Source organism: Mesorhizobium sp. M0590 (genome assembly GCF_040320905.1).
Classification (GTDB): domain Bacteria; phylum Pseudomonadota; class Alphaproteobacteria; order Rhizobiales; family Rhizobiaceae; genus Mesorhizobium.
In genome coordinates this window covers 398,203-420,015 of record NZ_JAMYQN010000001.1, presented here as the reverse complement: position 1 = coordinate 420,015, position 21,813 = coordinate 398,203, and the positions used below count along the sequence as shown (strand labels likewise).

The 21,813-nt window shown below is 63.9% G+C and carries 22 protein-coding genes and 1 tRNA gene; 18 read left to right on the top strand and 5 right to left on the bottom strand.

The features are described from left to right. Positions 1-54: 54 nt before the first annotated feature. The gene (locus tag NKI52_RS02165; RefSeq protein ID WP_352454999.1) at positions 55-1,203 is read left to right on the top strand and encodes a hypothetical protein; all 1,149 of its coding nucleotides are present in this window, start codon (positions 55-57) and stop codon (positions 1,201-1,203) included. Here the strand turns inward: NKI52_RS02165 and NKI52_RS02160 are convergent. Both NKI52_RS02160 and NKI52_RS02155 read right to left on the bottom strand, forming a co-directional pair. Further along, complete coding sequence (locus NKI52_RS02160) at positions 1,200-1,418, bottom strand: hypothetical protein (protein WP_352450887.1); 219 nt, start codon at positions 1,416-1,418, stop codon at positions 1,200-1,202. The genes NKI52_RS02165 and NKI52_RS02160 overlap by 4 nt on opposite strands. Before the next feature lie 210 nt (positions 1,419-1,628). Further along, a complete protein-coding gene (locus NKI52_RS02155; protein ID WP_352569543.1) occupies positions 1,629-2,546 on the bottom strand; it encodes an alpha/beta fold hydrolase in 918 nt (305 codons plus the stop codon). Between the two features lie 723 nt (positions 2,547-3,269). Here NKI52_RS02155 and NKI52_RS02150 point away from each other — a divergent pair. Further along, positions 3,270-3,866 carry a TetR/AcrR family transcriptional regulator gene (locus NKI52_RS02150; RefSeq protein ID WP_352696899.1) on the top strand — a complete coding sequence of 199 codons (597 nt, stop codon included), beginning with the start codon at positions 3,270-3,272 and terminating at the stop codon, positions 3,864-3,866. A 77-nt stretch (positions 3,867-3,943) separates the two neighbouring features. After that, positions 3,944-4,519, top strand: coding sequence for a DUF308 domain-containing protein (locus tag NKI52_RS02145; protein WP_352696897.1), 576 nt, complete (start codon positions 3,944-3,946; stop codon positions 4,517-4,519). Between the two features lie 76 nt (positions 4,520-4,595). Here the strand turns inward: NKI52_RS02145 and NKI52_RS02140 are convergent. Continuing rightward, positions 4,596-4,685: transfer RNA gene (locus NKI52_RS02140), tRNA-Ser, on the bottom strand. A gap of 338 nt (positions 4,686-5,023) precedes the next feature. Between NKI52_RS02140 and NKI52_RS02135 the strand changes: the two genes are divergently transcribed. The 3 genes from NKI52_RS02135 to NKI52_RS02125 all read left to right on the top strand — a co-directional run bounded on the left by NKI52_RS02135 (position 5,024) and on the right by NKI52_RS02125 (position 6,807). Further along, positions 5,024-5,731 carry a 50S ribosomal protein L21 gene (locus NKI52_RS02135; protein ID WP_352450883.1) on the top strand — a complete coding sequence of 236 codons (708 nt, stop codon included), beginning with the start codon at positions 5,024-5,026 and terminating at the stop codon, positions 5,729-5,731. A gap of 98 nt (positions 5,732-5,829) precedes the next feature. Further along, positions 5,830-6,099 carry a 50S ribosomal protein L27 gene (gene rpmA, locus NKI52_RS02130; protein ID WP_023678077.1) on the top strand — a complete coding sequence of 90 codons (270 nt, stop codon included), beginning with the start codon at positions 5,830-5,832 and terminating at the stop codon, positions 6,097-6,099. A gap of 120 nt (positions 6,100-6,219) precedes the next feature. After that, a complete protein-coding gene (locus NKI52_RS02125; RefSeq protein ID WP_352696895.1) occupies positions 6,220-6,807 on the top strand; it encodes a GNAT family N-acetyltransferase in 588 nt (195 codons plus the stop codon). A 10-nt stretch (positions 6,808-6,817) separates the two neighbouring features. On the opposite strand, the gene NKI52_RS02120 is transcribed toward NKI52_RS02125, so the two are convergent. After that, positions 6,818-7,687 (bottom strand): endonuclease/exonuclease/phosphatase family protein, encoded by an 870-nt coding sequence (locus NKI52_RS02120; protein ID WP_352696894.1) that lies wholly within the window; start codon positions 7,685-7,687, stop codon positions 6,818-6,820. Between the two features lie 171 nt (positions 7,688-7,858). Here NKI52_RS02120 and obgE point away from each other — a divergent pair, with 171 nt between their 5' ends. The 5 genes from obgE to NKI52_RS02095 all read left to right on the top strand — a co-directional run bounded on the left by obgE (position 7,859) and on the right by NKI52_RS02095 (position 13,727). Continuing rightward, positions 7,859-8,890, top strand: coding sequence for a GTPase ObgE (gene obgE / locus NKI52_RS02115; protein ID WP_352696892.1), 1,032 nt, complete (start codon positions 7,859-7,861; stop codon positions 8,888-8,890). 2 nt (positions 8,891-8,892) lie between these two features. Further along, the gene (proB, locus tag NKI52_RS02110) at positions 8,893-10,047 is read left to right on the top strand and encodes a glutamate 5-kinase (RefSeq protein ID WP_023678073.1); all 1,155 of its coding nucleotides are present in this window, start codon (positions 8,893-8,895) and stop codon (positions 10,045-10,047) included. A gap of 13 nt (positions 10,048-10,060) precedes the next feature. Further along, positions 10,061-11,347 carry a glutamate-5-semialdehyde dehydrogenase gene (locus NKI52_RS02105; RefSeq protein WP_352569550.1) on the top strand — a complete coding sequence of 429 codons (1,287 nt, stop codon included), beginning with the start codon at positions 10,061-10,063 and terminating at the stop codon, positions 11,345-11,347. 250 nt (positions 11,348-11,597) lie between these two features. Beyond that, positions 11,598-12,185, top strand: coding sequence for a nicotinate-nucleotide adenylyltransferase (locus NKI52_RS02100; protein WP_352697065.1), 588 nt, complete (start codon positions 11,598-11,600; stop codon positions 12,183-12,185). A 252-nt stretch (positions 12,186-12,437) separates the two neighbouring features. Further along, positions 12,438-13,727 carry an MFS transporter gene (locus tag NKI52_RS02095; protein ID WP_352696890.1) on the top strand — a complete coding sequence of 430 codons (1,290 nt, stop codon included), beginning with the start codon at positions 12,438-12,440 and terminating at the stop codon, positions 13,725-13,727. 29 nt (positions 13,728-13,756) lie between these two features. Here the strand turns inward: NKI52_RS02095 and NKI52_RS02090 are convergent, their stop codons facing one another. After that, positions 13,757-14,614, bottom strand: a complete 858-nt coding sequence (locus NKI52_RS02090; protein ID WP_352569554.1) for a mechanosensitive ion channel family protein — start codon at positions 14,612-14,614, stop codon at positions 13,757-13,759. A gap of 239 nt (positions 14,615-14,853) precedes the next feature. Here NKI52_RS02090 and rsfS point away from each other — a divergent pair, with 239 nt between their 5' ends. From rsfS to alr, 7 genes are all read left to right on the top strand, one after another. After that, a complete protein-coding gene (gene rsfS / locus NKI52_RS02085; protein WP_023678068.1) occupies positions 14,854-15,231 on the top strand; it encodes a ribosome silencing factor in 378 nt (125 codons plus the stop codon). 61 nt (positions 15,232-15,292) lie between these two features. After that, on the top strand, positions 15,293-15,775 hold the full coding sequence (rlmH, locus tag NKI52_RS02080; protein ID WP_023678067.1) for a 23S rRNA (pseudouridine(1915)-N(3))-methyltransferase RlmH: 483 nt from the start codon (positions 15,293-15,295) through the stop codon (positions 15,773-15,775). A gap of 151 nt (positions 15,776-15,926) precedes the next feature. Next, the gene (locus NKI52_RS02075; RefSeq protein WP_352696887.1) at positions 15,927-17,270 is read left to right on the top strand and encodes a murein hydrolase activator EnvC family protein; all 1,344 of its coding nucleotides are present in this window, start codon (positions 15,927-15,929) and stop codon (positions 17,268-17,270) included. After that, positions 17,271-18,596, top strand: a complete 1,326-nt coding sequence (locus tag NKI52_RS02070) for a S41 family peptidase (RefSeq protein ID WP_023678065.1) — start codon at positions 17,271-17,273, stop codon at positions 18,594-18,596. A 202-nt stretch (positions 18,597-18,798) separates the two neighbouring features. Further along, the gene (locus NKI52_RS02065; protein WP_023678064.1) at positions 18,799-19,995 is read left to right on the top strand and encodes a divergent polysaccharide deacetylase family protein; all 1,197 of its coding nucleotides are present in this window, start codon (positions 18,799-18,801) and stop codon (positions 19,993-19,995) included. A gap of 1 nt (position 19,996) precedes the next feature. Continuing rightward, positions 19,997-20,518 carry an RNA pyrophosphohydrolase gene (locus NKI52_RS02060; protein WP_352574652.1) on the top strand — a complete coding sequence of 174 codons (522 nt, stop codon included), beginning with the start codon at positions 19,997-19,999 and terminating at the stop codon, positions 20,516-20,518. Between the two features lie 29 nt (positions 20,519-20,547). After that, positions 20,548-21,699 carry an alanine racemase gene (gene alr, locus NKI52_RS02055; protein WP_352574654.1) on the top strand — a complete coding sequence of 384 codons (1,152 nt, stop codon included), beginning with the start codon at positions 20,548-20,550 and terminating at the stop codon, positions 21,697-21,699. Positions 21,700-21,813 lie beyond the last annotated feature (114 nt).

Below are 21,813 nucleotides of genomic sequence, written 5' to 3'. Positions count from 1 at the left end.
CTCTATCCTGAACTGACCTGTGGGGGACGAGGATCGGCCAGCAGCCAAGCAACCATGAGCGAATATCAATACTACGAGTTTCGGGCGGTCGACCGCCCACTCAGCGAAGCGGATCGCCGGGACTTGCGCGATGTGTCGACGCGGGCGCGGATTACGGCCACGAGCTTCACGAATTTCTACGAGTGGGGCGACTTTAAAGGCGATCCGGTCGCGTTGATGCGGCGTTGGTTCGATCTTCATCTCTATTTGGCGAATTGGGGCACCCACCGGCTGATGATCCGGTTTCCAGCGCGATTAATCGACCGGCAGCGTCTCGAGGGATTCCTGCATGCGGTCGATTGCCTCGAGATCAGCACGTCCGGCGAGAACCTGATCGTCGACATCCTGTGCGAAGAACTGGAACCTGCGGACGATTGGGATAATTGGGACGACGACTCGCACTGGCTCGAAGCACTGGCGCCGCTGCGCGCCGACGTGCTCGGCGGCGATCTGAGGCTTTTCTACCTGCTGTGGCTGAAGGCGGCCGAGATCGGTTCCGTCAAGCCGGACGAGGCGGAGCCTTTGCCGGGGATCGGCCCGATGACGCCCGCGCTCGACGCTTTCGCGCGCTTCTTTCAGCTCGACGCCGACCTCGTCGCTGAGGCGGCCGAGCGTCCCGCCGGCACGACAACGGAATTGTCGCCGGATATGGTCCGGCGTTCAGTCGGCGCCTTGTCCGATCATGAAAAGACGACGCTGCTCGTTCGTCTCGTCGACGGCGATCGGCATGTTGAAAACGAGCTTCGGGCGTTCGTCCGGAATCGCTCGATGTTGAAAGTCTCTGTTGGAAGCCCCATGGCCACTGTTCCGCGCTCGGCCGGCGAACTGCGAGCCCGTGCCGAGGCGATCCGTCAGGCCCGCGAGCGCGCGCAGGAGGAGCAACGAGAGGCTGAAAGAAAACGGCAGGCGGCGGAAGAGGCGCGCGCTCGCCGTATTCGGCTCGATGCGCTCTCGCGACGCGGCGAAAGCGTCTGGCGTGAGGTGGAGAGCGAGATCGAACGCCGCAACCCTCCCGGCTACGATGAGGCCGCCAGCCTTCTGCTCGACCTCAAGGCAATCGCCGAGGAATGTGGCACGACCCACGATTTTGCTCGCAGGCTGCAGGCGATCCGCGATCGGCATATCCATAAGAGGCGTTTTATCGAACGGCTAAGAGACGATTAGCACCGGCTTCGTCTCGCCGCGGCAATCGCAGCCTCCTGCTGCCGCAAGCGCTCGATCTTCGCACTCTGGCGGGCAGCCACGGTCGAGGCGACACGCTGCCCTCCCAGCAGCCAGCCCGGAATGTTGGTGTGGACGACTTTGCCACGAGCGATGGCTGTCGCCGACATTTCGTCGGCGACAGCGCCGATCGCCACGTTGAGCTCGACGCAACTCATCTTGTCGTATTTCGCAGCATCAAAGGATGCCGGCAAAGGCGATGCGCAACTTCCGACAAACATGAGGCTGCATATCAGAGGCGTGGACGTGGAGATCGCCTTCATTCCCTTATCAAGCACATTGATGCCGGACGGGCGGATTTTCGGAGGGTTCTCGATCTAGGGCCGCGAAGCACTCGCGAGGTTCCGCGTAACTGAAGCATGTGACCTCTACAATACTCTGTGCTGACCGACCTGTTTGTCTTCAAAGAATTCCGAGAGAGCCGCTGCCGTCTTGTCGGGGTGCTCTTCCGGGAAAAAGTGCCCGCCTTGGACAGCGCATCCTGCCACTCTGTCGGCCCATTTCCTCCAGATGGCCAGCGGCCCGCCTTCTTGCGCATACCAGTTCTCCAGGGCGCCTTCGCCACTCCATAGCGCCAGTAGCGGACAGTCGATGCGACGACCGTTTGCGCGGTCCAGCGCGTCATGTTCACGATCGATCGTCGCAGCGGCGCGATACTCTTCGCAGATGGCATGAATATGCGCGGGATCGCGAAGCGCATCAACATAGGCGTTCCTGACCTCTTTGGAGACCATTTTCGCCGACGATCCCCAGTGCGTAATTGCATCGTCGACGACAGCATCGGGAGCCGCGCCGATCAGACGCTCCGGCAGGGGCTCCGGCTGCGCAAGAAGGCTCCAGGGCCAGAAGCCGAGCGCCAGTCTGGCATCCGCCCGATCCCACGTTGCGGCGGTGGGGATGATGTCGAGGACGGCGATTTTGAGCACTTTGTCGGGATGGTCGAGCGCCAGGCGATAGGTAACCCGCCCGCCGCGATCATGCCCGGCAACCATGAACCGCTCAAACCCCAGCTGCTTCATGGCCTGAACCATGTCGCCGGCCATGGCGCGTTTGGCGTATGGGCTATGATCGGCAGAGGAAATCGGACATCCGCTTTGCCCATAGCCTCGAAGGTCGGCGGCGACCACCGTGAAGCGGAGCGCCAAGGCTGCGGCGATATCCCTCCACATCAGATGCGTTTCTGGAAAACCGTGAAGAAGCAGCAGCGGCGGACCGGTGCCTCCGACCCTTGCGAAAATCGTCGTATCGTCCAGTCGTAGGCTGGTGGCTCTGAACCCTGCAAACACCGTCAGCTTCCTCCGCGCCCTTAGGAAAGCTCCCTAAGGGCGCTAACGGCCGCCTGGGGCGAAAACCCCGGCCGCGATGGCCAGGGTTCAAGCCGGCCAGTTGCTAGAATCGAAACCAGACCCAGACGCGCCTGCGGAAGCACCGCCTGCGCCGATAGCCGTTTCGCCAGTAAACGCGACAGACCCTTCTCCAAGCGCGCCGGCGGCGCCGGCGCGGCCGGTGCCACCGGCGATGATAGACTGGTTGCAACTCTGCTTGAGTTTCATCGTCGTCGAAGGTCTCGACATCCGGCGCCTCGAGTTCATCGAGAATGCCGCTTCTGGCAGTTGGAACGCCGGCCACTGCGTTGATTGGCCGAACTGTGCTTGCAAGGGCCGCGGCCCCGGCAATGCCAAACATTCCTGTCAAAAATAGTCGCCGATCCATGGAAACCTCCCAGTCTTCAACCAGCGATAGAACAAGCTAACGATGGTGAGATAGCGCAGTCGGTGCAAACGCCTAGTGCCGCACGGCGATTGGCGGTGGTCCGGTCGGCCGGAGGGTGTTGCCTCGTCCTCGAAGTGGGATGGCTACCTCGATCGACAAACACCGGAGCTGTCTGAATGGATGGCGGGCCGAGATCAATTAAGATCGAATGACGTCTACGCCATAGCCACGCAATTTCACGCTACTCGCGTTGCAATAAGACTTGACTGCCATCCTACCAGAAGGTAGGTAAAAGTATGAGCAACTTGTCTACCACCTCTGATGACATCCTGGCTTGCGCACGTTCACTGATCGTCGCTGGCGGCTACAACGGTTTCAGTTATGCCGACATCGCTGATGTGGTCGGGATCCGTAAGGCGAGCATCCATCACCATTTTCCAAGCAAGGTCGATCTGGTTCGGACACTGGTTGCGCGGTATCGCGAAGAAACTGAAGCGGGGATGGCAAATGTCGAACTTCACGAATCCGATCCGCTCGAACAGTTGCGGATCTATGCCGGGTATTGGGAAGCCTGCATCGCGAACGCCAGCGCCCCGTTTTGTATCTGCGCGCTGTTGGCAAGCGAGCTCCCCGTGCTGCCCGAGGAAGTTGGCCTTGAGGTCCGGGCGCATTTCCGCTCGCTGTCAGGGTGGCTTACATCGGTGATGGAGCGCGGTGCGCGGCACGGCCAATTTCGACTGATGAGCACCCCTCGTGCCGAGGCTGAAGCGTTCATGGCGACCGTTCACGGCGCGATGCTTTCAGCACGGGCCTATGGCGATCCGAAGATATTCGCCGTCGTGACGGGCCCGCTCCTGGAGCGGCTCCGCGCTTCCCCCCGGATGCGGGCCTAGATCTCAACTAACCATACTAGCAATCACTCTGCGACGTTCGTCGAGAGTCCCTACCTACTAGTCGAAAGGAAAATCCAATGACGGTTTACAGTGGCGATCTTTCCCGCTCCAGCCAAGAACAATGGCTCAAGCTCTATTACTTCGCTCGGACGGCGTTCTCGGCTGTCTGGGTGGCGGCTGCCTTTACGGTGGGACAGCATTCCGGGGTGGTCGCGGCGGTGTTACTCGTGGCTTATCCTGCATGGGATGCCTTGGCCAATTTTGTCGACGCATCGCGCAGCGGAGGATTGGGACAGAATCGCACCCAGACCATCAACGTCGTGGTCAGTGTGGCGACAACGCTCGCGGTCGTTTTTGCGCTGAAGATGAGCATGAATTGGGTGCTCGGGGTGTTCGGCCTATGGGCGATCCTGTCCGGCCTGCTTCAACTCGGCACCGCTGTCCGCCGTTGGAAGAGCTCTGGTGCGCAGTGGGCGATGGTCCTGAGCGGAGGGCAATCAGCACTGGCAGGCACGTTTTTCATCGCGCAGGCGCGGATGCCGATGCCGCCATCGATCTCCAACGTGGCCGGCTATGCCGCGGTAGGCGCCCTCTACTTCCTGGTTTCGGCGGTGTGGCTGAGCGTGAGCCAATTGCGGCGGAAGGCTGCATAGGCCCGCCATCTTGAGCGATCACCGGCGCGATGAGAGATGCTGTTACCTATGGGTCCGGAATGGACACATTCCGAAGTGGCGGAGAGGGAGGGATTCGAACCCCCGATGGGCTTGCACCCATGCCGCATTTCGAGTGCGGTGCATTCGACCACTCTGCCACCTCTCCGCGGTCATGGTCCGCCGTTGCCGGCGCGGCGCACTAGATAACGGCTGGACAGGCAGGTTACAAGGGCCAATCTGCCCCGGCGCCGCAGCTTCTGTCCGTGCTTCCTTCGAGCCTCCGGCAGCCGCTGCTCGATATTTGCTAGGACTGGGCTCAACCCATTCGCAGCTTGCCCGCGGCGCTTGCCTTGACTCAAACCGAACCTTCGGTTAGGGACAGCGCGCAATCGGCGTGGAGGGATCTTCCGCGCCGCTTGTTTTTTGAACCCGCAGACTGACAAAAAGACGGCCGAACCGCCTAAGGCGGTTCATCAAGGCCGACCGAACAGCGAAAGGCAAAAAATGTTCGCAGTCATCAAAACGGGCGGCAAGCAGTATCGCGTTGCCGCCAACGATCTCCTGAAGATCGAAAAACTCGAAGCCAATGTCGGCGACATCGTCGAGATCGGCAACGTGCTCGCGCATGGCGAAGGCGAGAACGTCACGTTCGGTGCGCCGTTCGTGGATGGTGCGATGGTCACCGCCGAAGTCGTCGAGCAAGGCAAGAACCGTACCGTCATCGCCTTCAAGAAGCGCCGCCGGCAGAATTCGCGCCGCAAGATCGGCCATCGCCAGCTTTTGACCACCGTCAGGATCGCCGAGATCCTGCTGGGTGGCGCCAAGCCGGCGAAGAAGGCCGCCGCCAAGACCGAAGCGAAGGCCGAGGTCGCCGCCAAGACCGAGGCGAAGGCTGAAGCCGCGCCGAAGGCAGCAGCGAAGGCAGAGGCTGCGCCGAAGAAGGAAGCCAAAGCCGAGACGACCGAGGACAAGGCTGCCGAAGCCGCCGCGCCGTTGTTCAAGGCGCCGAAAGGCGAGCCGGACGACCTGACCGTGATCAAGGGCATCGGCCCGGTCGCCGCCGGCCAGCTCAACGAACAGGGCATCACCACCTTTGCCCAGATCGCCAAGCTGTCCGACAAGGACGTCGCCAAGATCGACGAGCACATGCCGTTCAGCGCCGACCAGATCAAGGACTGGCGCGAGCAGGCCAAGGAATTGGCGAAGAAGTAGAACGAACTGGCGCAATCGTCGCCGGATCGGACTTGAAACGGAACGCGAACGCGTTCATAAGATCGTTTAGGCGCCTCGCGGCGCATCGGAGTAGTTAGATGGCACACAAGAAAGCTGGCGGATCGTCGCGCAATGGTCGCGACTCCCATTCCAAGCGGCTCGGCGTGAAGAAGTTCGGCGGCGAAGCCGTGATTCCGGGCAACATCATCATTCGTCAGCGTGGCACGACGTGGCATCCCGGCACCAATGTCGGCATTGGCACGGACCACACGCTGTTTGCGCTGGAAGCTGGCGCAGTCACCTTCAACAAAAAAGCCAATGGCCGAACCTACGTATCGGTGAACCCGATGACGAAGGCAGCGGAGTAGCCGGTTCCGCAAGAGAACACCGGCACCCATCTCGGGAACCGGTGTCTGGCCAAGCCAGGAAATGGATCAGGGGAGATGGGTTTCCATCTCCCCTTTTTCTTGTGCCTGGAGGACTTTGACATGGTTGCCGAAGCGGAAGCGACAGACGACGAAAGTTACACGATAGATTGCCCGGTCCTGGTCACCGAGCGGCTGGTCATGCGGCCCCCGCGTGAAAGCGACATCGAGCAATTGGTGGCGCTCGCCGACAACCGCCATGTCGCGGAAATGCTGGCCCGCATGCCGCATCCCTATGGCGAGGCCGAGGCACGCGCCTTCCTCGCCATGACGGCATCGCGCCGGGCCGGAATCGCCTATGCGTTGACGCTGGCCGGCACCGAGACCTTCGTCGGCTGTGCCGGGCTCAACACCACGGATCGCGGGCTGGAGCTCGGCTACTGGATCGGCGAGCCGTACTGGAAACGCGGCTACGCGACGGAGGCAGCGCACGCACTGGTCGACCTTGCCTTCCAGAGAACCACGATCCAGGTGCTGCACGCCTCGACGCGGGTTATCAATCCGGCCTCGCGCCGGGTCATCCACAAATGCGGCTTCCAGTATGCCGGCCAGGGCATGCTGAACTCGATCGTTGCAGGCCAGGTGCCGGTCGAGCGCTACCGCCTCGATCGCAAGACCTGGACCAGCCTGCGGAACTGGGTGCATTTTTGATGGATGCGGCTCACGTCATCTCGAGCCAGACCGGCAAGTGATCCGAACCGGCCGCTTGCCGGTCGACCCACAGGCGACTCAGCGATTTGGCAAGCGAGGCGCTGGTGAAGATGTAGTCGATGCGCTTGTAGCGGCTGGTATCGCCCGGCCGCTTGGGCTCGACCCAGGTGACGAGATCGGCGCCGCCAGCGCCGAGGCGTGTGGCAGCATCGATGGCGAGGTCGGCGGTCACCGGCATGCCGAATTCATGGTCAGGCTGGCCGACAAGTTCGACATGTTCCGGCGATCCGGCCAGCATGTTGAAGTCGCCCATGACGACGAAGGCTTCGGGACAAGGCAGGTCCGGCAAGCCGATCTCGGCGACGCCGGAGAGCCCGCCGCCCTCGAGCGGGTATTTCAACAGACGCTGGCGCAGAAAGCGGATCTGGCTCAGCCGTTCAACCGGGCTACGGTGGTCGAGATGGGTGGAATAGAAGCGGATCGGACCAAGCGGCGTTTCGATCAGCGCCTCCAGCGCGCCGCGCTGGAAGTTCATCGCCTCGACACTGCGGCTGCGCGGCAAAAGGAGATTGCGCGACAGATGGATCGGCGTCCTCGACAGCACCATGTTGCCGAGCTGGAAGGTGGTCGTGATGGCGCGGCCGTTCTCCAGGCGCGAGCCGGCGTCGGCTTCGAAATTGCTGCCGTAGACGGCAAAATAGTCGGGCAGCGCCTCGCCGAGGTCGGCCACCATGTCGCGGCCGCCATTCTTCGGGTTAGCGCGGGTGACCTCCTGCAGCGCGATCACGTCGGCGCCGCGCACGGCATCGGCGATACGGCCGATATCATAGCGGGCGTCGAGGCCGACGCCGTAGTGGACATTGTAAGTTACCAGCTTCATTCCGACATCTCGCGCTTGGAAAGCCGAGGATCGATTTTCGGCAAGGGTCAACCAAATGGTACGCGTCCAGAGCTACGCGCGACGTTACAGTAGCAAAAACGGCCCTCGCCCTTCGACCCGCCTTGGTTTAGAGCAATCCCGCAAAGCCAATAGCAGAAACCATACAATCCGATGAAATTTCTCGATCAAGCCAAGGTCTACATCCGCTCCGGCGACGGCGGCGCCGGTTCGGTGTCGTTCCGGCGCGAAAAGTTCATCGAGTTCGGCGGCCCGGACGGCGGCGACGGCGGTCGCGGCGGCGATGTCTGGGTCGAGGCGGTCGATGGGCTGAACACGCTGATCGACTATCGCTACCAGCAGCATTTCAAGGCCAAGACCGGGACGCACGGCATGGGCCGCAACATGACCGGCGCCAAGGGTGCCGACGTGACGCTGAAAGTGCCGGCCGGAACACAGGTCTTTGCCGAGGACAATGAGACGCTGATCTGCGATCTGACGGTCGTCGGCCAGCGCTTTCTGTTGGCCAAGGGCGGCAATGGCGGTTTCGGCAACCAGCACTTCAAGACCTCGACCAACCAGGCGCCGCGCCGCGCCAATCCCGGACTGCCGGGCGAAGAGCTCAACATCTGGCTCAGGCTGAAGCTGATCGCCGATGCCGGCCTTGTCGGGCTGCCCAACGCCGGCAAGTCGACCTTCCTGGCGGCGGTCACCGCGGCCAAGCCGAAGATCGCCGACTATCCCTTCACCACGCTGCATCCGGGCCTTGGCGTGGCCCGCATCGACGGTCGCGAATTCGTCATTGCCGATATTCCGGGCCTGATCGAAGGCGCGCATGAAGGTGTCGGCATCGGCGACCGCTTCCTTGGCCATGTCGAGCGCACGCGCGTCCTTCTGCATCTTGTCTCGGCGCAGGAAGAAAATCCGGCCAATGCCTACAAGACCGTGCGTGCCGAGCTCGAAGCCTACGGCAATGGGCTGACCGACAAGGTCGAAATCGTCGCGCTTTCCCAGATCGACATACTCGATGCCGACACACGCAAGAAAAAGACCGCCTCGCTGAAACGTGCCGCCGGCCGCGCGCCGATGCTGCTTTCGGCAGTCACCGGCGAAGGCGTCGAGGCGGTGCTGCGCGCGCTGATCGCTGTGGTGGCCGATGCACGCGAGGCTGTCGCTGCGCCGGTCGAGACGCGCTGGAACACATAGCCATGGCCGCGCAATCGCTGAAAAATTATCGGCGCATTGCCGTCAAGATCGGCTCGGCGCTGCTTGTCGACCGCACGACGGGCCTGAAGCGCGACTGGCTGGCCTCGCTTGCGGACGACATCGCCGTGCTGGCCAATGGCGGCGCCGAAATTCTCGTCGTGTCTTCGGGCGCGATTGCACTTGGCCGCACCATTCTCGGCCTCGGCAAGCGGGCGCTGAAGCTCGAGGAGAGCCAGGCTGCTGCTGCCGTCGGGCAGATCGCCTTGGCCGGCGCCTGGTCGGATGCGCTCGGCAAGAATGGCTTGAAATCGGGCCAGATCCTGCTGACGCTCGGCGACACCGAAGAGCGCCGCCGCTATCTCAACGCGCGGGCGACGATTTCGACACTGCTCAAGATGAAGGCGGTGCCGGTCATCAACGAGAACGATACGGTGGCCACCTCCGAAATCCGCTATGGCGACAACGACCGGCTGGCGGCGCGTGTCGCCACCATGATGGGCGCCGACCTTTTGGTGCTGCTCTCCGACGTTGACGGGCTCTACACGGCACCGCCGGCGCGTGACCCGCAAGCCCGGTTCATTCAGGTCGTCGACCGCATCACCCCCGACATCGAAGCGATGGCGGGTGCCGCTGCTTCGGAATTGTCGCGCGGCGGCATGCGCACCAAGCTCGACGCCGGCAAGATCGCGACCGCCGCCGGCACCGCCATGATCATCACATCGGGCACGCGGCTGTCGCCGCTGCTGGCAATCGAGCGCGGCGAGCGTGCCACCTTCTTCCGGCCGAGCGCCAATCCGGTCAAGGGCTACAAGACCTGGATCGCCGGGCAGCTCGAACCGGCCGGCCGGCTGACCGTCGATGCCGGCGCCATCGGCGCGCTGCTCTCCGGCAAGTCGCTGCTGCCGGCCGGCGTCAAACTGGTCAGCGGCAATTTTGCGCGTGGCGACACGGTGGCGATCCTGTCGCCCGAGGGCCGCGAGATCGCGCGCGGGCTGGTTGCCTATGATGCCGCCGATGCCGTAAGGATCGCTGGGCTGAGGACGACAGAGATCGAAACCGTGCTCGGCTACGAGGCGCGTTCGGCGATGATCCACCGCGACGACCTTGTGGTGAGCCATGCCGGTGGTGAGCAAGTAGTCGGTGACCAGGTTACATAGCGGAGGATGAGCCATGCTGACGCTGCATGAAAAATCCCGGGATGATACCGTGGCGCTGATGGCCGATATCGGCCGCCGCGCGCGTGCCGCGGCCCGCCCGCTGGCCATAGCTGCGGCCGAGCGCAAGCACGCGGCGCTGATCGGCATGGCTCAGGCGATCCTTCGGCATGAGCAGGACATCCTCGACGCCAATGCCATCGACATCAGAAATGGCAGGGAGGCTGGCCTATCGGCAGCGTCGATGGATCGGCTGAAGCTCGATCCCGCCCGCATCCGCGCCATGGCAGACGGTATCAGCGAGATCGCCGGGTTACGCGATCCGGTCGGCGATGTCATTGCCGCATGGGACCGGCCGAACGGGTTGCATATCGAACGGGTGCGCACGCCGCTCGGCGTCGTCGGCGTCATCTATGAGAGCCGGCCTAACGTGACCGCCGATGCCGGCGCGCTCTGCCTCAAGGCGGGCAATCCGGTGATCCTGCGCGGCGGCTCGGATTCGGCGAATTCTTCCGCCGCTATCCATGCCTGCCTGGTCGAGGGGCTGAAGCCAGCCGGGCTGCCGGAGGATGCCATACAATTGGTGCCGACCACCGATCGCGCCGCCGTCGGCGAAATGCTGAAAGGACTTTCCGGCAATCTCGAGGTCATCATTCCGCGCGGCGGCCGCAGCCTGGTCGAGCGTGTGCAGAACGAGGCACGGGTGCCGGTCTTCGCGCATCTCGAGGGCATCTGCCATCTCTATATCGACCGATCGGCCGATCTCGACATGGCGGTCAAGATCGCGGTCAATGCCAAGATGCGGCGCACCGGGGTGTGCGGTGCTGCCGAGACGCTGCTGGTCGACCGTGCCGCCGCCGGCACGCACCTGGTGCCGATCCTCGAGGCCCTGCGGGCGGCGGGCTGCGAGATCCATGCCGATGCCGAGGCGCTGAGGCTTTATGCCGATGCCCAGCCCGCGACCGATGCAGACTGGGTGACCGAGTATCTCGATGCCATCATTGCGGTGAAGCTGGTCGACGGCATTGGCGGCGCCATCGAGCATATCGAGACGTTTTCCTCGCATCACACCGAGGCGATCATCGCCGAGGACGCCACAGCGGTCGACCGGTTCTTCAACGAGGTCGATTCGGCGATTCTTCTGCACAACGCCTCGACCCAGTTTGCCGATGGCGGCGAGTTCGGCATGGGCGCCGAGATCGGCATCGCCACCGGCAAGATGCATGCACGCGGGCCGGTCGGCGTCGAGCAACTGACCTCGTTCAAATATCGCGTGCGCGGGTCGGGACAGGTGAGGCCTTGAATCCGTCCACAGTCCGAGCCTGAGAGGCGTGCGCCCAGCCACCCCCCTCTGTCCTGCCGGACATCTCCCCCTCAAGGGGGGAGATCGGATGTCGCATAGACTTTCGCCAATCTTCGATGTCGCACTAAGGGCGCCAGGGATGAAGCTGACAATCTCCCCCCTTGAGGGGGAGATGCCCGGCGCGGCAGAGGGGGGTGCCTGACGCATGCTTGCCTTGTCCGAACATGCCATATCCTCCCGCTATCTCAAGATGCCGCATGCCGGGAAAGGCGTGGCGGTCGGGCTGTTCGGCGGTTCGTTCAACCCGCCGCATGCCGGCCATGCGCTGGTCGCCGAGATCGCACTCAGACGCCTTGCGCTCGATCAGCTGTGGTGGATGGTGACGCCCGGCAATCCGCTCAAGAATGCCGGAGACCTGGCGCCGCTGGCCGAGCGGCTGCAGCTATCCGAAAAGATCGCGAAGAATCCGAAGATCAAGGTCACCGCATTCGAGGCGGCCCACCGCGTCCGCTTCACCGCCGACACGCTGGCGCTGGTCAAGGCGCGTAACCCGAGCGTCGATTTTGTCTGGATCATGGGCGCCGACTCGCTTCGCGACTTCCACCGCTGGCAGCGCTGGCGCCGCATCGTGATGACGTTTCCGATCGCGGTGGTCGACCGGCCGGGTGCGACGCTGTCGTTCCTGTCGTCGGTGGTCGCCAAGACCTTCGACTATGCCCGCGTCGACGAGGGCGATGCGCCGCGGCTCGCCCGCATGGACGCGCCGGCCTGGACCTTCATCCACGGCCCGCGTTCGTCGCTGTCGTCGAGCGCGATCCGCAAGGTGGCAAAGGGATAGGAGTCTCCTTCTCCCCTTGTGGGAGAAGGTGGCCGAGCGAAGCTCGGTCGGATGAGGGGTGCTGGAATGATCGCTATCTTGAAGAACTAAGCACTTAAAATCCCTCGGTCTTTTTACGCTGCATTTCTTCCAGCACCCCTCATCCGTCTCGGCGCTGCGCGCCGATCCACCTTCTCCCACAAGGGGAGAAGGCAAGTCCGGTGATGTCGCTTTTGCCGCTGCCTTGACCTGCTTGATGGGCGATCCTCGGTCATGACGATTCTCGAGCGCGACCAGGACAAGAACGGTCTAGGGCAGCCGGCGCCGTCGATCGCCATTGCCAGCATCCTTTTGTCGATGGCGCTGATCGCCGTCGGCAATGGGCTGATGTTCGCCTATATCCCAGTCCGGCTCGGCGCCGAGGGCTTCGATCCGACATGGGCGGGGCTGATCGTCACCGGCCTTTCGGCTGGCGGCCTCGCCGGCTGCATCCTGACCGGGCCGCTGGTGCGGCGTGTCGGCCATGCCCGCGTGTTCATGGTGCTGTCGGCACTGATCGTGCTGTCCAACGCCGCGGTCGGCGCCGGGCCGCACCCATTGCCATGGATCGCTGCACGGGCACTCTACGGCTTTGCCATATGCGGCCTGTTCATTGTCGCGCAGAGCTGGCTGAACGATGTCGTCGCCAACGCCATCCGCGGCCGGGTCATGGCTATCTTCTACGTTGCCTACGTCGCCGGGCTCGGCGTCGGCTACTCGACGCTGGCGTTGGTCGATATCCGCGCGGCCGACGCGCCGCTGATCGGCATTGCCTTCACCGCGCTGTCGATCCTTCCCGTCGGGCTGACGCGGCTTGCGCAGCCGCCGGCGCCGCAAGCGGCGTCCGTGGCGCTTGGCCGCGCCTGGCGGATCTCCCCGGTCGGCGTTGCCGGCATGCTTGCCGTCGGCGGCCTGTCGATGACGATCTCGGGTTTTGCGCCGATCCATGCCACGGCCAAGGGCTACAGCCAGGCCGACGTCGCCTTGCTGCTTTCGGCAATGCCGGTCGGCACGCTGATCCTGCAGATTCCGCTCGGCTGGATTTCCGACCGCACCGACCGGCGCTTTGTGCTGATCGCTGCGTCGGCGCTTGCCGCCGCGGCGGGCCTGTTTGCCCTCGGTTTCGACGGCGGCGCGCTGGCGGCGCTGCTTGTCATCTATGTGGTCTGGGACGGCGCCTCGGAATCGATCTACTCGCTGGCCAGCGCCCATGCCGGCGACCGCGCCGGCAAGGACGACATGGTGGCGCTGTCGAGCTCGCTTTTGTTTGCCTGGTCGCTGTCCGGCTTCGTCGTACCCGGCATTGTGACCGGACTTTCCGCCGTCTACGGCACGCAGGCCTTCATCTATGTGGCAATCGTCATTGCCACCGCCTACTGCCTGTTCGTTCTCTGGCGCGTCGTCATGGTGCGGCCGGTGCCCGCCACCGAGACCGGCAGTTTCGCGCCGATGACGGCGCAGGCGCCGTTGCCTGTCGATCTCGCCTTCGCGCCCGAAGATCAGCGCGGGCGCGGAGAGCTTTGAGGGCCATCTGCCGGCCGGCTTAAGATGCTCTATTGCCGCGTGGCAGAGGCATCCGGCTGCGGCGCTTTCGGCGCCGGCGCCGGGATTGAAAGGCCTTCGGCATCGAACGCCTGCTTGACGCTCTTGGTGAGGTCGATCTGGGCGGCGAAGAAATCGGCAGCCGCCGTCCAGTAGCGCAAGGTGATGGCGACGGTGCTGTCGCCGACAGTCGCGACAAAGGCGATCGGCGCCGGCTGCCGCCTGACGCGCCGGTCGGCGGCGGCGACACCGAGCATGGTCTTCTGCGCAAAATCGATGTCGTTCCAGGAGCCGATGCTGAGCGTGATGTCGCCGCGGCGCACACCGTTGCGGGTGAAATTGCGGACCGGCTGGTTCCACAGGGTCGAGTTGGGTGCAAGCACGTAGACGCCTTCGACCGTCCTCAGCGTTGTGGCAAACAGCCCGATCTCCTCGACGGTGCCGGATATCGCGCCGACTTCGACATATTCGCCGATGCGGAACGGCCGCAGCGCCAGGAGCATGATGCCGGCGGCAATGTTCTGCAGCGTGCCTTGCAGCGCCAGGCCGATGGCCAGGCCGGCGGCACCGATAGCGGCAATGATCGAAGCCGTCTGCACGCCGAACTGGCCGAGAACCATGATCACGACCAGTCCCAGGATGGCGTAGCGGACGACCTGCGAGAAGAAATGGCGGAGCGTTTCGTCGAAGCCGCTGATATGGCCGAGGCCGGCATAGATCGAACGCTCGGCGAGGCCGGCGACGATGTAGCCGATGACCAGCAGGATGACGGCGCCGACCGCCGAAAGCGAGTAGGAGACGATCAGCGTGCTGAGTTGCGCCAGGCCGGATTGCACGGTGAGGAGGGCGTTCTGGGGATCGATCGGCATGTCGGGATTCCGGTTCGTGGATGAGCCGATAACCGCTGCGGGGCGAGGCGGTTCCGATTTTCTGGCCCGAAAAGCCGGATATTCGGCCGCTGCCGGGTGCCTGCTTGCGAGCGGTGTCTTGAAACTGCAACCTAACTCTGCCTATCTAAGCAGTGTCACCTGATTTCAGAGGTGATTTGGTTGTTCTTGCTGCGAAAGGAAATACACTGAGAACAGCACTGCGGAAGAAGGCCGACATCGTGCCTTCGCCGGCCGGGATCAGCGTAAACGACGCCGTGTCCCGCGCCATCAAGACAGTCCTTGCCAGTCTGGAAGACTCCAAGGCCGAAAACATCGTCTCAATCGACATTCAGGGGAAATCGAGCCTCGGCGACTACATGGTCGTCGCATCGGGCCGATCGCACCGTCATGTCTCGGCTGTTGCCGATCATCTCCTCAAGGCGCTCAAGGATGCCGGGCTCGGCACGGCGCGCGTCGAGGGGCTGGCTGGCGCCGACTGGGTCCTGATCGATTCGGGCGACATCATCGTCCATGTCTTCCGTCCCGAGGTCCGCGACTTCTACAATCTCGAAAAGATGTGGCAGGCGCCTGATCTCGAGGAGGAGACCCTCCACTGAGCCGTACTCGTCTTGATGCATGTCGTTGTCCGACATGCATCAGCGGCTCTTCGAGGCAGGGATGAAGATTACGGTTCATGCCGTGGGCCGAATGAAAGCCGGCCCCGAGAAGCAGTTGGCCGACCGCTATTTCGAGCGTTTTGCCAGGAGCGGTCCTGCCGTAGGCCTCGAATTCGCCGGGATCGTCGAGATTGCCGAAGGTCGCGCGCAGACGGCCAATGAGCGCCGGCGCGAGGAAGGCCAGAAGCTGCAGACGCACTTGCAACCGGGCACGGCGCTGATGCTGCTGGATGAGCGCGGCAAGAACCTTTCCTCCGAGGATTTCGCCGGCCGCATAGGTTCGCTGCGCGATGGCGGGCGCAAGGCGCTGGTGATCGCCATTGGCGGCGCCGACGGCCATGACCAGTCACTGCGCGACCTGGCTGATCTGACGGTGTCGCTCGGCGCGCTGACCTGGCCGCATCAGCTGGTCCGCGTGATGCTGGGCGAGCAGCTTTACCGGGCGGCCACGATCCTTTCCGGTCACCCCTACCATCGTTCATGAAGTCGGCTCCGTCGGCGAATTGATGCCAGCCGCCCGGATTTTTGCCCCAATGCTCATCGACAGTTTGGGCTCATGGGGTTTGTCGATGGCGGCCGGGGCTCGAACATGGTTGATGGTTCGTTAACGAAGCCGCGCATAGAGTTAGGCTTCAATGTCTGAAGACTGGAAATCACGAACGGGCTCCTGGCGCGTGCGCTACGGCATCGCCGTGGCGACGATCGCGCTTTCGCTCGGCGTCGCGCGGGCCGAGAACACGCTTGACCTGGCGCCCGACCCGGACCAGAGCCGCGCCGAATACGAAAAAGTATCGAAAGAGATCACGCTGTCGTCCGAGCGGCTGGCCAAGCTCGCCGCCGACATAGCGGCTGTCAAGAAGGACCACGCCTCGATCACCGCGGCGCTGATCCAGTCGGCGATGACCGAGCAGAAGCTCGGCCAGGACATCGAGGACATTGGCGGCAAGCTGGAAGGGCTGAAGGCGCAGGGGCAGAAGATCCGCGCCTCACTGGCCGCCAGACGCGACGTTCTGGCCGAAGTGCTCGGCGCGCTGCAGCGCATGGGGCTCAATCCGCCGCCGGCGATCCTGGTCAAGCCGGAGGACGCATTGTCGTCGGTGCGCAGCGCCATCCTGCTCGGTGCCGTGGTGCCGGAACTGCGCCAGCAGACCGACATGTTGCTGGCCGACCTCAAGGAGCAGTCGCGGGTGACGGCCTCGATCGAGGCCGAGCGGGCGCGGCTGACGGCAGCTGTCGGCGAGCAGGCGGCGGAAAAAAAGCGGCTCGGCATGCTGCTCGAAGCCAAGCAGAAGCTCGCCGCCGATACGCAAACCGCGCTGGCCGCCGAAAAGCAGCGGTCCGCGACGCTGGCGGCCAAGGCCGGCAGCCTGAAAGAGCTGATCGCCTCGCTCGAGGCCGACAGAGCCCGCAAGGCGGCGGATGCGGCCAAGGCAGCCGAGCAAAAGACGGCCGACGCAGACAAGGGCCCGGCATCGGCTGCGGCGCCGACGGAATTGGCCTCGCTGCCGGTGCCGGAGAGCAACAGGCTCACCGCTGCCGCGCCGTTTTCCGCGCTTCAAGGGCAGATCGCGCTGCCGGTCACCGGCAGGATCAAGCGGCGCTTCGGGGCCGACGACGGTAACGGCGCGGTGATGCTCGGTGACATGGTTGCGACACAATCGGGAGCCATCGTCACAGCGCCGGCGGATGGAAATGTGCTTTATGCGGGGCCTTTCCGCTCTTACGGTCAACTCTTGATCCTGAATGCGGGTGACGGCTATCATGTCGTCCTGGCGGGGATGAGCAGAATCAGCGTCGCGTCTGGCCAGTCGGTGCTCGCAGGTGAGCCGGTCGGCGCGATGGGAGAGGCCCGGGTGGCGAGCACCTCGGCATCGAAGAATGGAAATGCCACACCGGAGCTCTATGTCGAGTTCCGCAAGGATGGAAAACCCGTCGATCCGGCCCCATGGTGGGCGGACCGTTTTTCTGGAAGGACGTGAATGATGCGGAAACTGTCGCTTCTGTTTGCCGGTGCGCTGATGGGTGCATCGGCGATGAGCCTGGTCTATGGCGCGCCCGGCTCGACAGCGAAGGCTGCGGGCTCCGAGACCTATAAGCAACTGGCGATCTTCGGCGATATCTTCGAACGGGTAAGGGCGAATTATGTGACGCCGCCCGACGACAAGTCGCTGGTTGAAAATGCCATCAACGGCATGCTGTCGTCGCTCGACCCACACTCCTCCTACATGAATGCCGAAGAAGCGCAGGACATGCGCGTGCAGACCAAGGGCGAATTCGGCGGCCTCGGCATCGAGGTCACCATGGAGAACGACCTGGTCAAGGTGATCACGCCGATCGACGATACGCCGGCCGCCAAGGCAGGCGTGCTCGCCGGCGACTATATCGCCAAGATCGACGGCGAGGAGGTCCGCGGCCTGACCCTCAACGACGCCGTCGAGAAGATGCGCGGGCTGGTCAATACGCCGATCAAGCTCACCATCCTGCGCCAGGGCGCCGACAAGCCGATCGAACTGACCGTCGTGCGCGATATCATCAAGGTCAAGGCGGTCAAGTTCCGGGTCGAAAACGACATCGGCTACATGAAGATCACCTCCTTTACCGAAAAGACCTATGACGACCTCGAGAATGCCATCGACACCATCAAGAAGCAGGTGCCGAACGACAAGCTCAAGGGCTACGTGCTCGACCTGCGCCTCAATCCGGGCGGTTTGCTCGACCAGGCGGTGAGCGTGTCGGATGCCTTCCTCGACCGTGGCGAGATCGTCTCGACGCGCGGCCGCGATCCGAAGGACGTCACCCGCTTCGACGCGCGGGCCGGCGACGACATCGGCGGCAAGCCGCTGATCGTGCTCGTCAATGGCGGCTCGGCCAGCGCATCGGAAATCGTTGCCGGCGCGCTGCAGGATCTGCGCCGCGCCACCGTGGTCGGCACGCAGTCCTTCGGCAAGGGTTCGGTGCAGACCATCATTCCGCTCGGCGAGAACGGGGCACTGCGGTTGACGACGGCGCTCTATTACACGCCGTCCGGCAAGTCGATCCAGGGCAAGGGCATCACGCCCGACATCAAGGTCGACCAGCCGCTGCCGGCGGAACTGCAGGGCAGGGACCTGACGCGCGGCGAATCGGACCTCAAGGGCCATATCAAGGGCGCCGACGAAAGCACGACCGGTTCGGGCTCGGCCGCCTATGTGCCGCCGGAACCCAAGGACGATTTGCAGCTCATCTATGCCGAGCAACTGCTGCGCGGCCAGAAGACCGATCCGGCGTTCCCGCCGAATCCGCAAAAGGCCGTGTTGAACCAGTAAGGGCGGGCAAGCCGGGCCAAACAGGTCTGGCTGCCTGAGCGAAGCGATGCGATGCTGCCGGGGCCGCGAGGCTCCGGCAGTTTGATTCGGGGCTGCGGCCGGCATGCTGCGCGTCCAGTGGAGCAAGGGGACGCGCCGACATTTTGGATTTTGCGCCTCCGGAGAAGGTTTACTTCGGGGATGCACGCCGGGGGGTGCGGGCTTGGCTGATATCGGCAAGGACATAGAACGACCTCTCGGACAGGCGATCCGGCTGCCGCGCTCAGGCAGCGGGATCAGCGCCGGTGCGGTCGCGGCCGCGCTTGTCGTGCTGTCCGTGGTCGGCGTCTCCAGCGCGATCGCCTTGCGAGACAAGCCGTTCCGGAAGCTGCAAGAAGTAGCCGTTTCGACGCCGAAGACGCCGGCGGCGGATACCGTCGCCGCGCCCGCCAAGGCGACGCCCGAAATGGCTGCGCCAAGCAACGCAAGGGGGGCCAACATAAGCGGGCCGAAGACGGGCGGTCCGCAGATCATCCATGTCCAGACCGAAGAGGGCGACGGTCCACCCAATGCGGCCATCGTCATCCGCGACCCTTCGACGATCGGCCAGAACCTCAGGATCGCGCACATTCCCGACAAGGCGCTGGTCGAGGCCAGCGAAACCGGTCCGTTGCCGATCCGCGCCGCCGACGGCAGGCGCCCGTTCGATGTCTATGCGCGGCCGTGGTCCGGGGCTCGCGGTGCACGCGTCGCGCTCGTCATCGGCGGGCTTGCCGTGTCGCAGACCGGCACGCAGGCAGCCATCGCCAAGCTGCCGGCGGAAGTGACGCTGGCCTTCGCGCCGCAAGGCAACAGCATCGGCCGCTGGATGCAGGTGGCGCGGCAGAGCGGCCATGAGGTCATCATGCAGGTACCGCTTGAGCCGTTCGACTATCCGAACGTCAATCCCGGCCGTAACACGCTGACCGTGGCTGCAACGCCGGACGAGAATTTGAAGAATTTACGCTGGGCGCTGTCGCGAACGACCAACTACACCGGCGTCATGAACTATATGGGCGCCCGCTTTTCGGCCGACGCGACGGCGATGGGGCCGTTGATGGCCGAGCTTGGCAAGCGTGGTCTGGCCTATGTCGACGACGGTTCGTCGGCGCGCAGCCTGGCACCCGAACTGGCGCTGAAGGACGGCGTGCCGTTCGTCGGCGGCGATACGGCGATCGATGCGGTGCAGGACCGCGGCGCCATATTGAAGAAACTGGATGGGCTGGAAGCGACGGCACGGGCGAAAGGGTTTGCCGTCGGCATCGGCTCGGCTTTCGACCTGACGGTGGATACCGTGTCTTCCTGGGTGACCGAGGCCAAGAAGCGTGGCATCGAGATCGTGCCGGTTTCGGCGGTGGCCATAGATCCGGAAAAAGGCTGAGATGGCAAAGAACAAGCTCGTTGACCCCGAGACGCTGCCCTACCGGCCCTGCGTAGGGGTGATGGTCCTCAATGAGGCCGGCCTGGTCTGGGTCGGCCGTCGCATTGCCGAGCCGGACAGCGAATTCGCTGGAACGACGCAGCTCTGGCAGATGCCGCAGGGCGGCATCGATGATGGCGAGGAGCCGCTGCCCGCGGCGGCGCGTGAACTTTACGAAGAGACCGGCATGCGCTCGGTGTCGCTGCTGGCCGAGGCGCCGCACTGGATCAAATACGACCTGCCGGCGCATCTGGTCGGCGTCGCCTTCAAGGGACGATATCGCGGCCAGACGCAGAAATGGTTTGCCTTCCGTTTCCACGGCGACGAAACCGAGATCGCGATCAATCCGCCGCCGGGTGGCCACAAGGCCGAGTTCGACCGGTGGGCGTGGCGGCCGATGCTGGAATTGCCGGGCCTAATCGTGCCGTTCAAGCGCAAGGTCTACGAAGACGTGGTGGCGGCGTTCCGGCACCTGGTGGCGTAGCCGCCGGCCTTCCGTTAAAACAGGTCGGCATGAACGACATCTCCAGCAAATCTCTTCCGCCGACCGTCACCCTGGGCGAACCGATCAGCGAAGCCGCGGCAGGGGCGATCCTGACCATCGATCTCGGCGCCGTCCGTGAGAACTACCGGCGGCTGAAGGCGCGGCTGGGCGGCGTCGGCTGTGCTGGAGTGGTCAAGGCCGACGGCTATGGGATTGGCGCGGCGCCGGTGGCGGCGGCGCTGATGGGTGAGGGCTGTAATACTTTCTTTGTTGCGCATTTGGCCGGCGGCATCTTGCTGCGCAAGGCGCTCGGCTCAGACCCGGCCATTTATGTGCTGAACGGCATTCCGCCGGGTGCGGAAAGGGAAGCGGTTGCGGCAGGGCTTTGCACCGTACTCAACAGCGCCAGCCAGCTCTCGGCATGGCGTGAAGCGGCGGGGCGGGTGGGCCGCAAATTGCCAGCCGCCGTCCAGGTCGACAGCGGCATGTCGCGGCTCGGCATGACGCCATCCGAGGTGAAGGCAGTCGCGCAGGATCCGCAGGCTTTCGACGGTGTCGAACTGACGTTCGTGATGAGCCATCTCGCCTGCGCCGATGAACCCGAGCAGCCGGCCAACGAGCGGCAGCGGCTGGAATTCGAACGGCTGCGCCGGATGCTGCCGGAAGCGCCGGCTTCCTTTGCCAATTCATCAGGCATTTTTCTCGGGCAGCGCTATCACTACGACCTCGTTCGTCCGGGTGCCGCTCTCTATGGCGTCAATCCGACGCCGGCGAAGGACAATCCGATGCTGCCGGTGGTGCGATTGCAAGCCAAGGTCATCCAGACGCGGATATTGGAGGCCGGCGCCGGTGTCGGCTACGGTCACACTTTCCACACCAAGGCTCCGCTTGCCGCGGCTACGATTTCGCTCGGCTATGGCGATGGCTGGCATCGACGCGCCGCTTCCTCCGCCTGGCTCGAAAATGTGCGGCTGCCCTTCGTCGGCCGGGTTTCGATGGATTCGATCATCCTCGACATTTCCGCATTGCCGCCCGGCAGGCTGAAGGCCGGCGACCTCGTCGAACTCATTGGACCGTCGTCGCAGACGGTGGACCAGGTAGCCGGCCAAGCCGGCACCATCGGCTATGAGGTCTTGACCAGCCTCGGCCACCGTTTCCACCGGCGCTATGTGAATGGCTAGGACGCAAGGTTGTTGTCCTCACGCATGTCTTTTCCCTAAGCATCGGCACTTGGCTGACGCCACAGAATCCGGCAGACATGAGGCGGCGATGATCCCGGTCTCGAATCCCGACGA

Excerpts from the sequence above, each read along its gene's own strand:
- NKI52_RS02105 (WP_352569550.1), top strand. The coding sequence starts at position 10,061 with ATGCTGACGCTGCATGAAAAATCCCGGGATGATACCGTGGCGCTGATG.
- NKI52_RS02120 (WP_352696894.1), bottom strand. The coding sequence starts at position 7,687 with ATGAAGCTGGTAACTTACAATGTCCACTACGGCGTCGGCCTCGACGCC.
- alr (WP_352574654.1), top strand. The coding sequence starts at position 20,548 with ATGAACGACATCTCCAGCAAATCTCTTCCGCCGACCGTCACCCTGGGC.
- NKI52_RS02160 (WP_352450887.1), bottom strand. The coding sequence starts at position 1,418 with ATGAGTTGCGTCGAGCTCAACGTGGCGATCGGCGCTGTCGCCGACGAA.
- NKI52_RS02070 (WP_023678065.1), top strand. The coding sequence starts at position 17,271 with ATGATGCGGAAACTGTCGCTTCTGTTTGCCGGTGCGCTGATGGGTGCA.
- NKI52_RS02145 (WP_352696897.1), top strand. The coding sequence starts at position 3,944 with ATGACGGTTTACAGTGGCGATCTTTCCCGCTCCAGCCAAGAACAATGG.
- NKI52_RS02165 (WP_352454999.1), top strand. The coding sequence starts at position 55 with ATGAGCGAATATCAATACTACGAGTTTCGGGCGGTCGACCGCCCACTC.
- NKI52_RS02135 (WP_352450883.1), top strand. The coding sequence starts at position 5,024 with ATGTTCGCAGTCATCAAAACGGGCGGCAAGCAGTATCGCGTTGCCGCC.
- NKI52_RS02060 (WP_352574652.1), top strand. The coding sequence starts at position 19,997 with ATGGCAAAGAACAAGCTCGTTGACCCCGAGACGCTGCCCTACCGGCCC.
- rlmH (WP_023678067.1), top strand. The coding sequence starts at position 15,293 with ATGAAGATTACGGTTCATGCCGTGGGCCGAATGAAAGCCGGCCCCGAG.
- rpmA (WP_023678077.1), top strand. The coding sequence starts at position 5,830 with ATGGCACACAAGAAAGCTGGCGGATCGTCGCGCAATGGTCGCGACTCC.
- NKI52_RS02075 (WP_352696887.1), top strand. The coding sequence starts at position 15,927 with ATGTCTGAAGACTGGAAATCACGAACGGGCTCCTGGCGCGTGCGCTAC.
- obgE (WP_352696892.1), top strand. The coding sequence starts at position 7,859 with ATGAAATTTCTCGATCAAGCCAAGGTCTACATCCGCTCCGGCGACGGC.
- NKI52_RS02100 (WP_352697065.1), top strand. The coding sequence starts at position 11,598 with ATGCCGCATGCCGGGAAAGGCGTGGCGGTCGGGCTGTTCGGCGGTTCG.
- proB (WP_023678073.1), top strand. The coding sequence starts at position 8,893 with ATGGCCGCGCAATCGCTGAAAAATTATCGGCGCATTGCCGTCAAGATC.
- NKI52_RS02095 (WP_352696890.1), top strand. The coding sequence starts at position 12,438 with ATGACGATTCTCGAGCGCGACCAGGACAAGAACGGTCTAGGGCAGCCG.
- NKI52_RS02090 (WP_352569554.1), bottom strand. The coding sequence starts at position 14,614 with ATGCCGATCGATCCCCAGAACGCCCTCCTCACCGTGCAATCCGGCCTG.
- NKI52_RS02150 (WP_352696899.1), top strand. The coding sequence starts at position 3,270 with ATGAGCAACTTGTCTACCACCTCTGATGACATCCTGGCTTGCGCACGT.
- NKI52_RS02125 (WP_352696895.1), top strand. The coding sequence starts at position 6,220 with ATGGTTGCCGAAGCGGAAGCGACAGACGACGAAAGTTACACGATAGAT.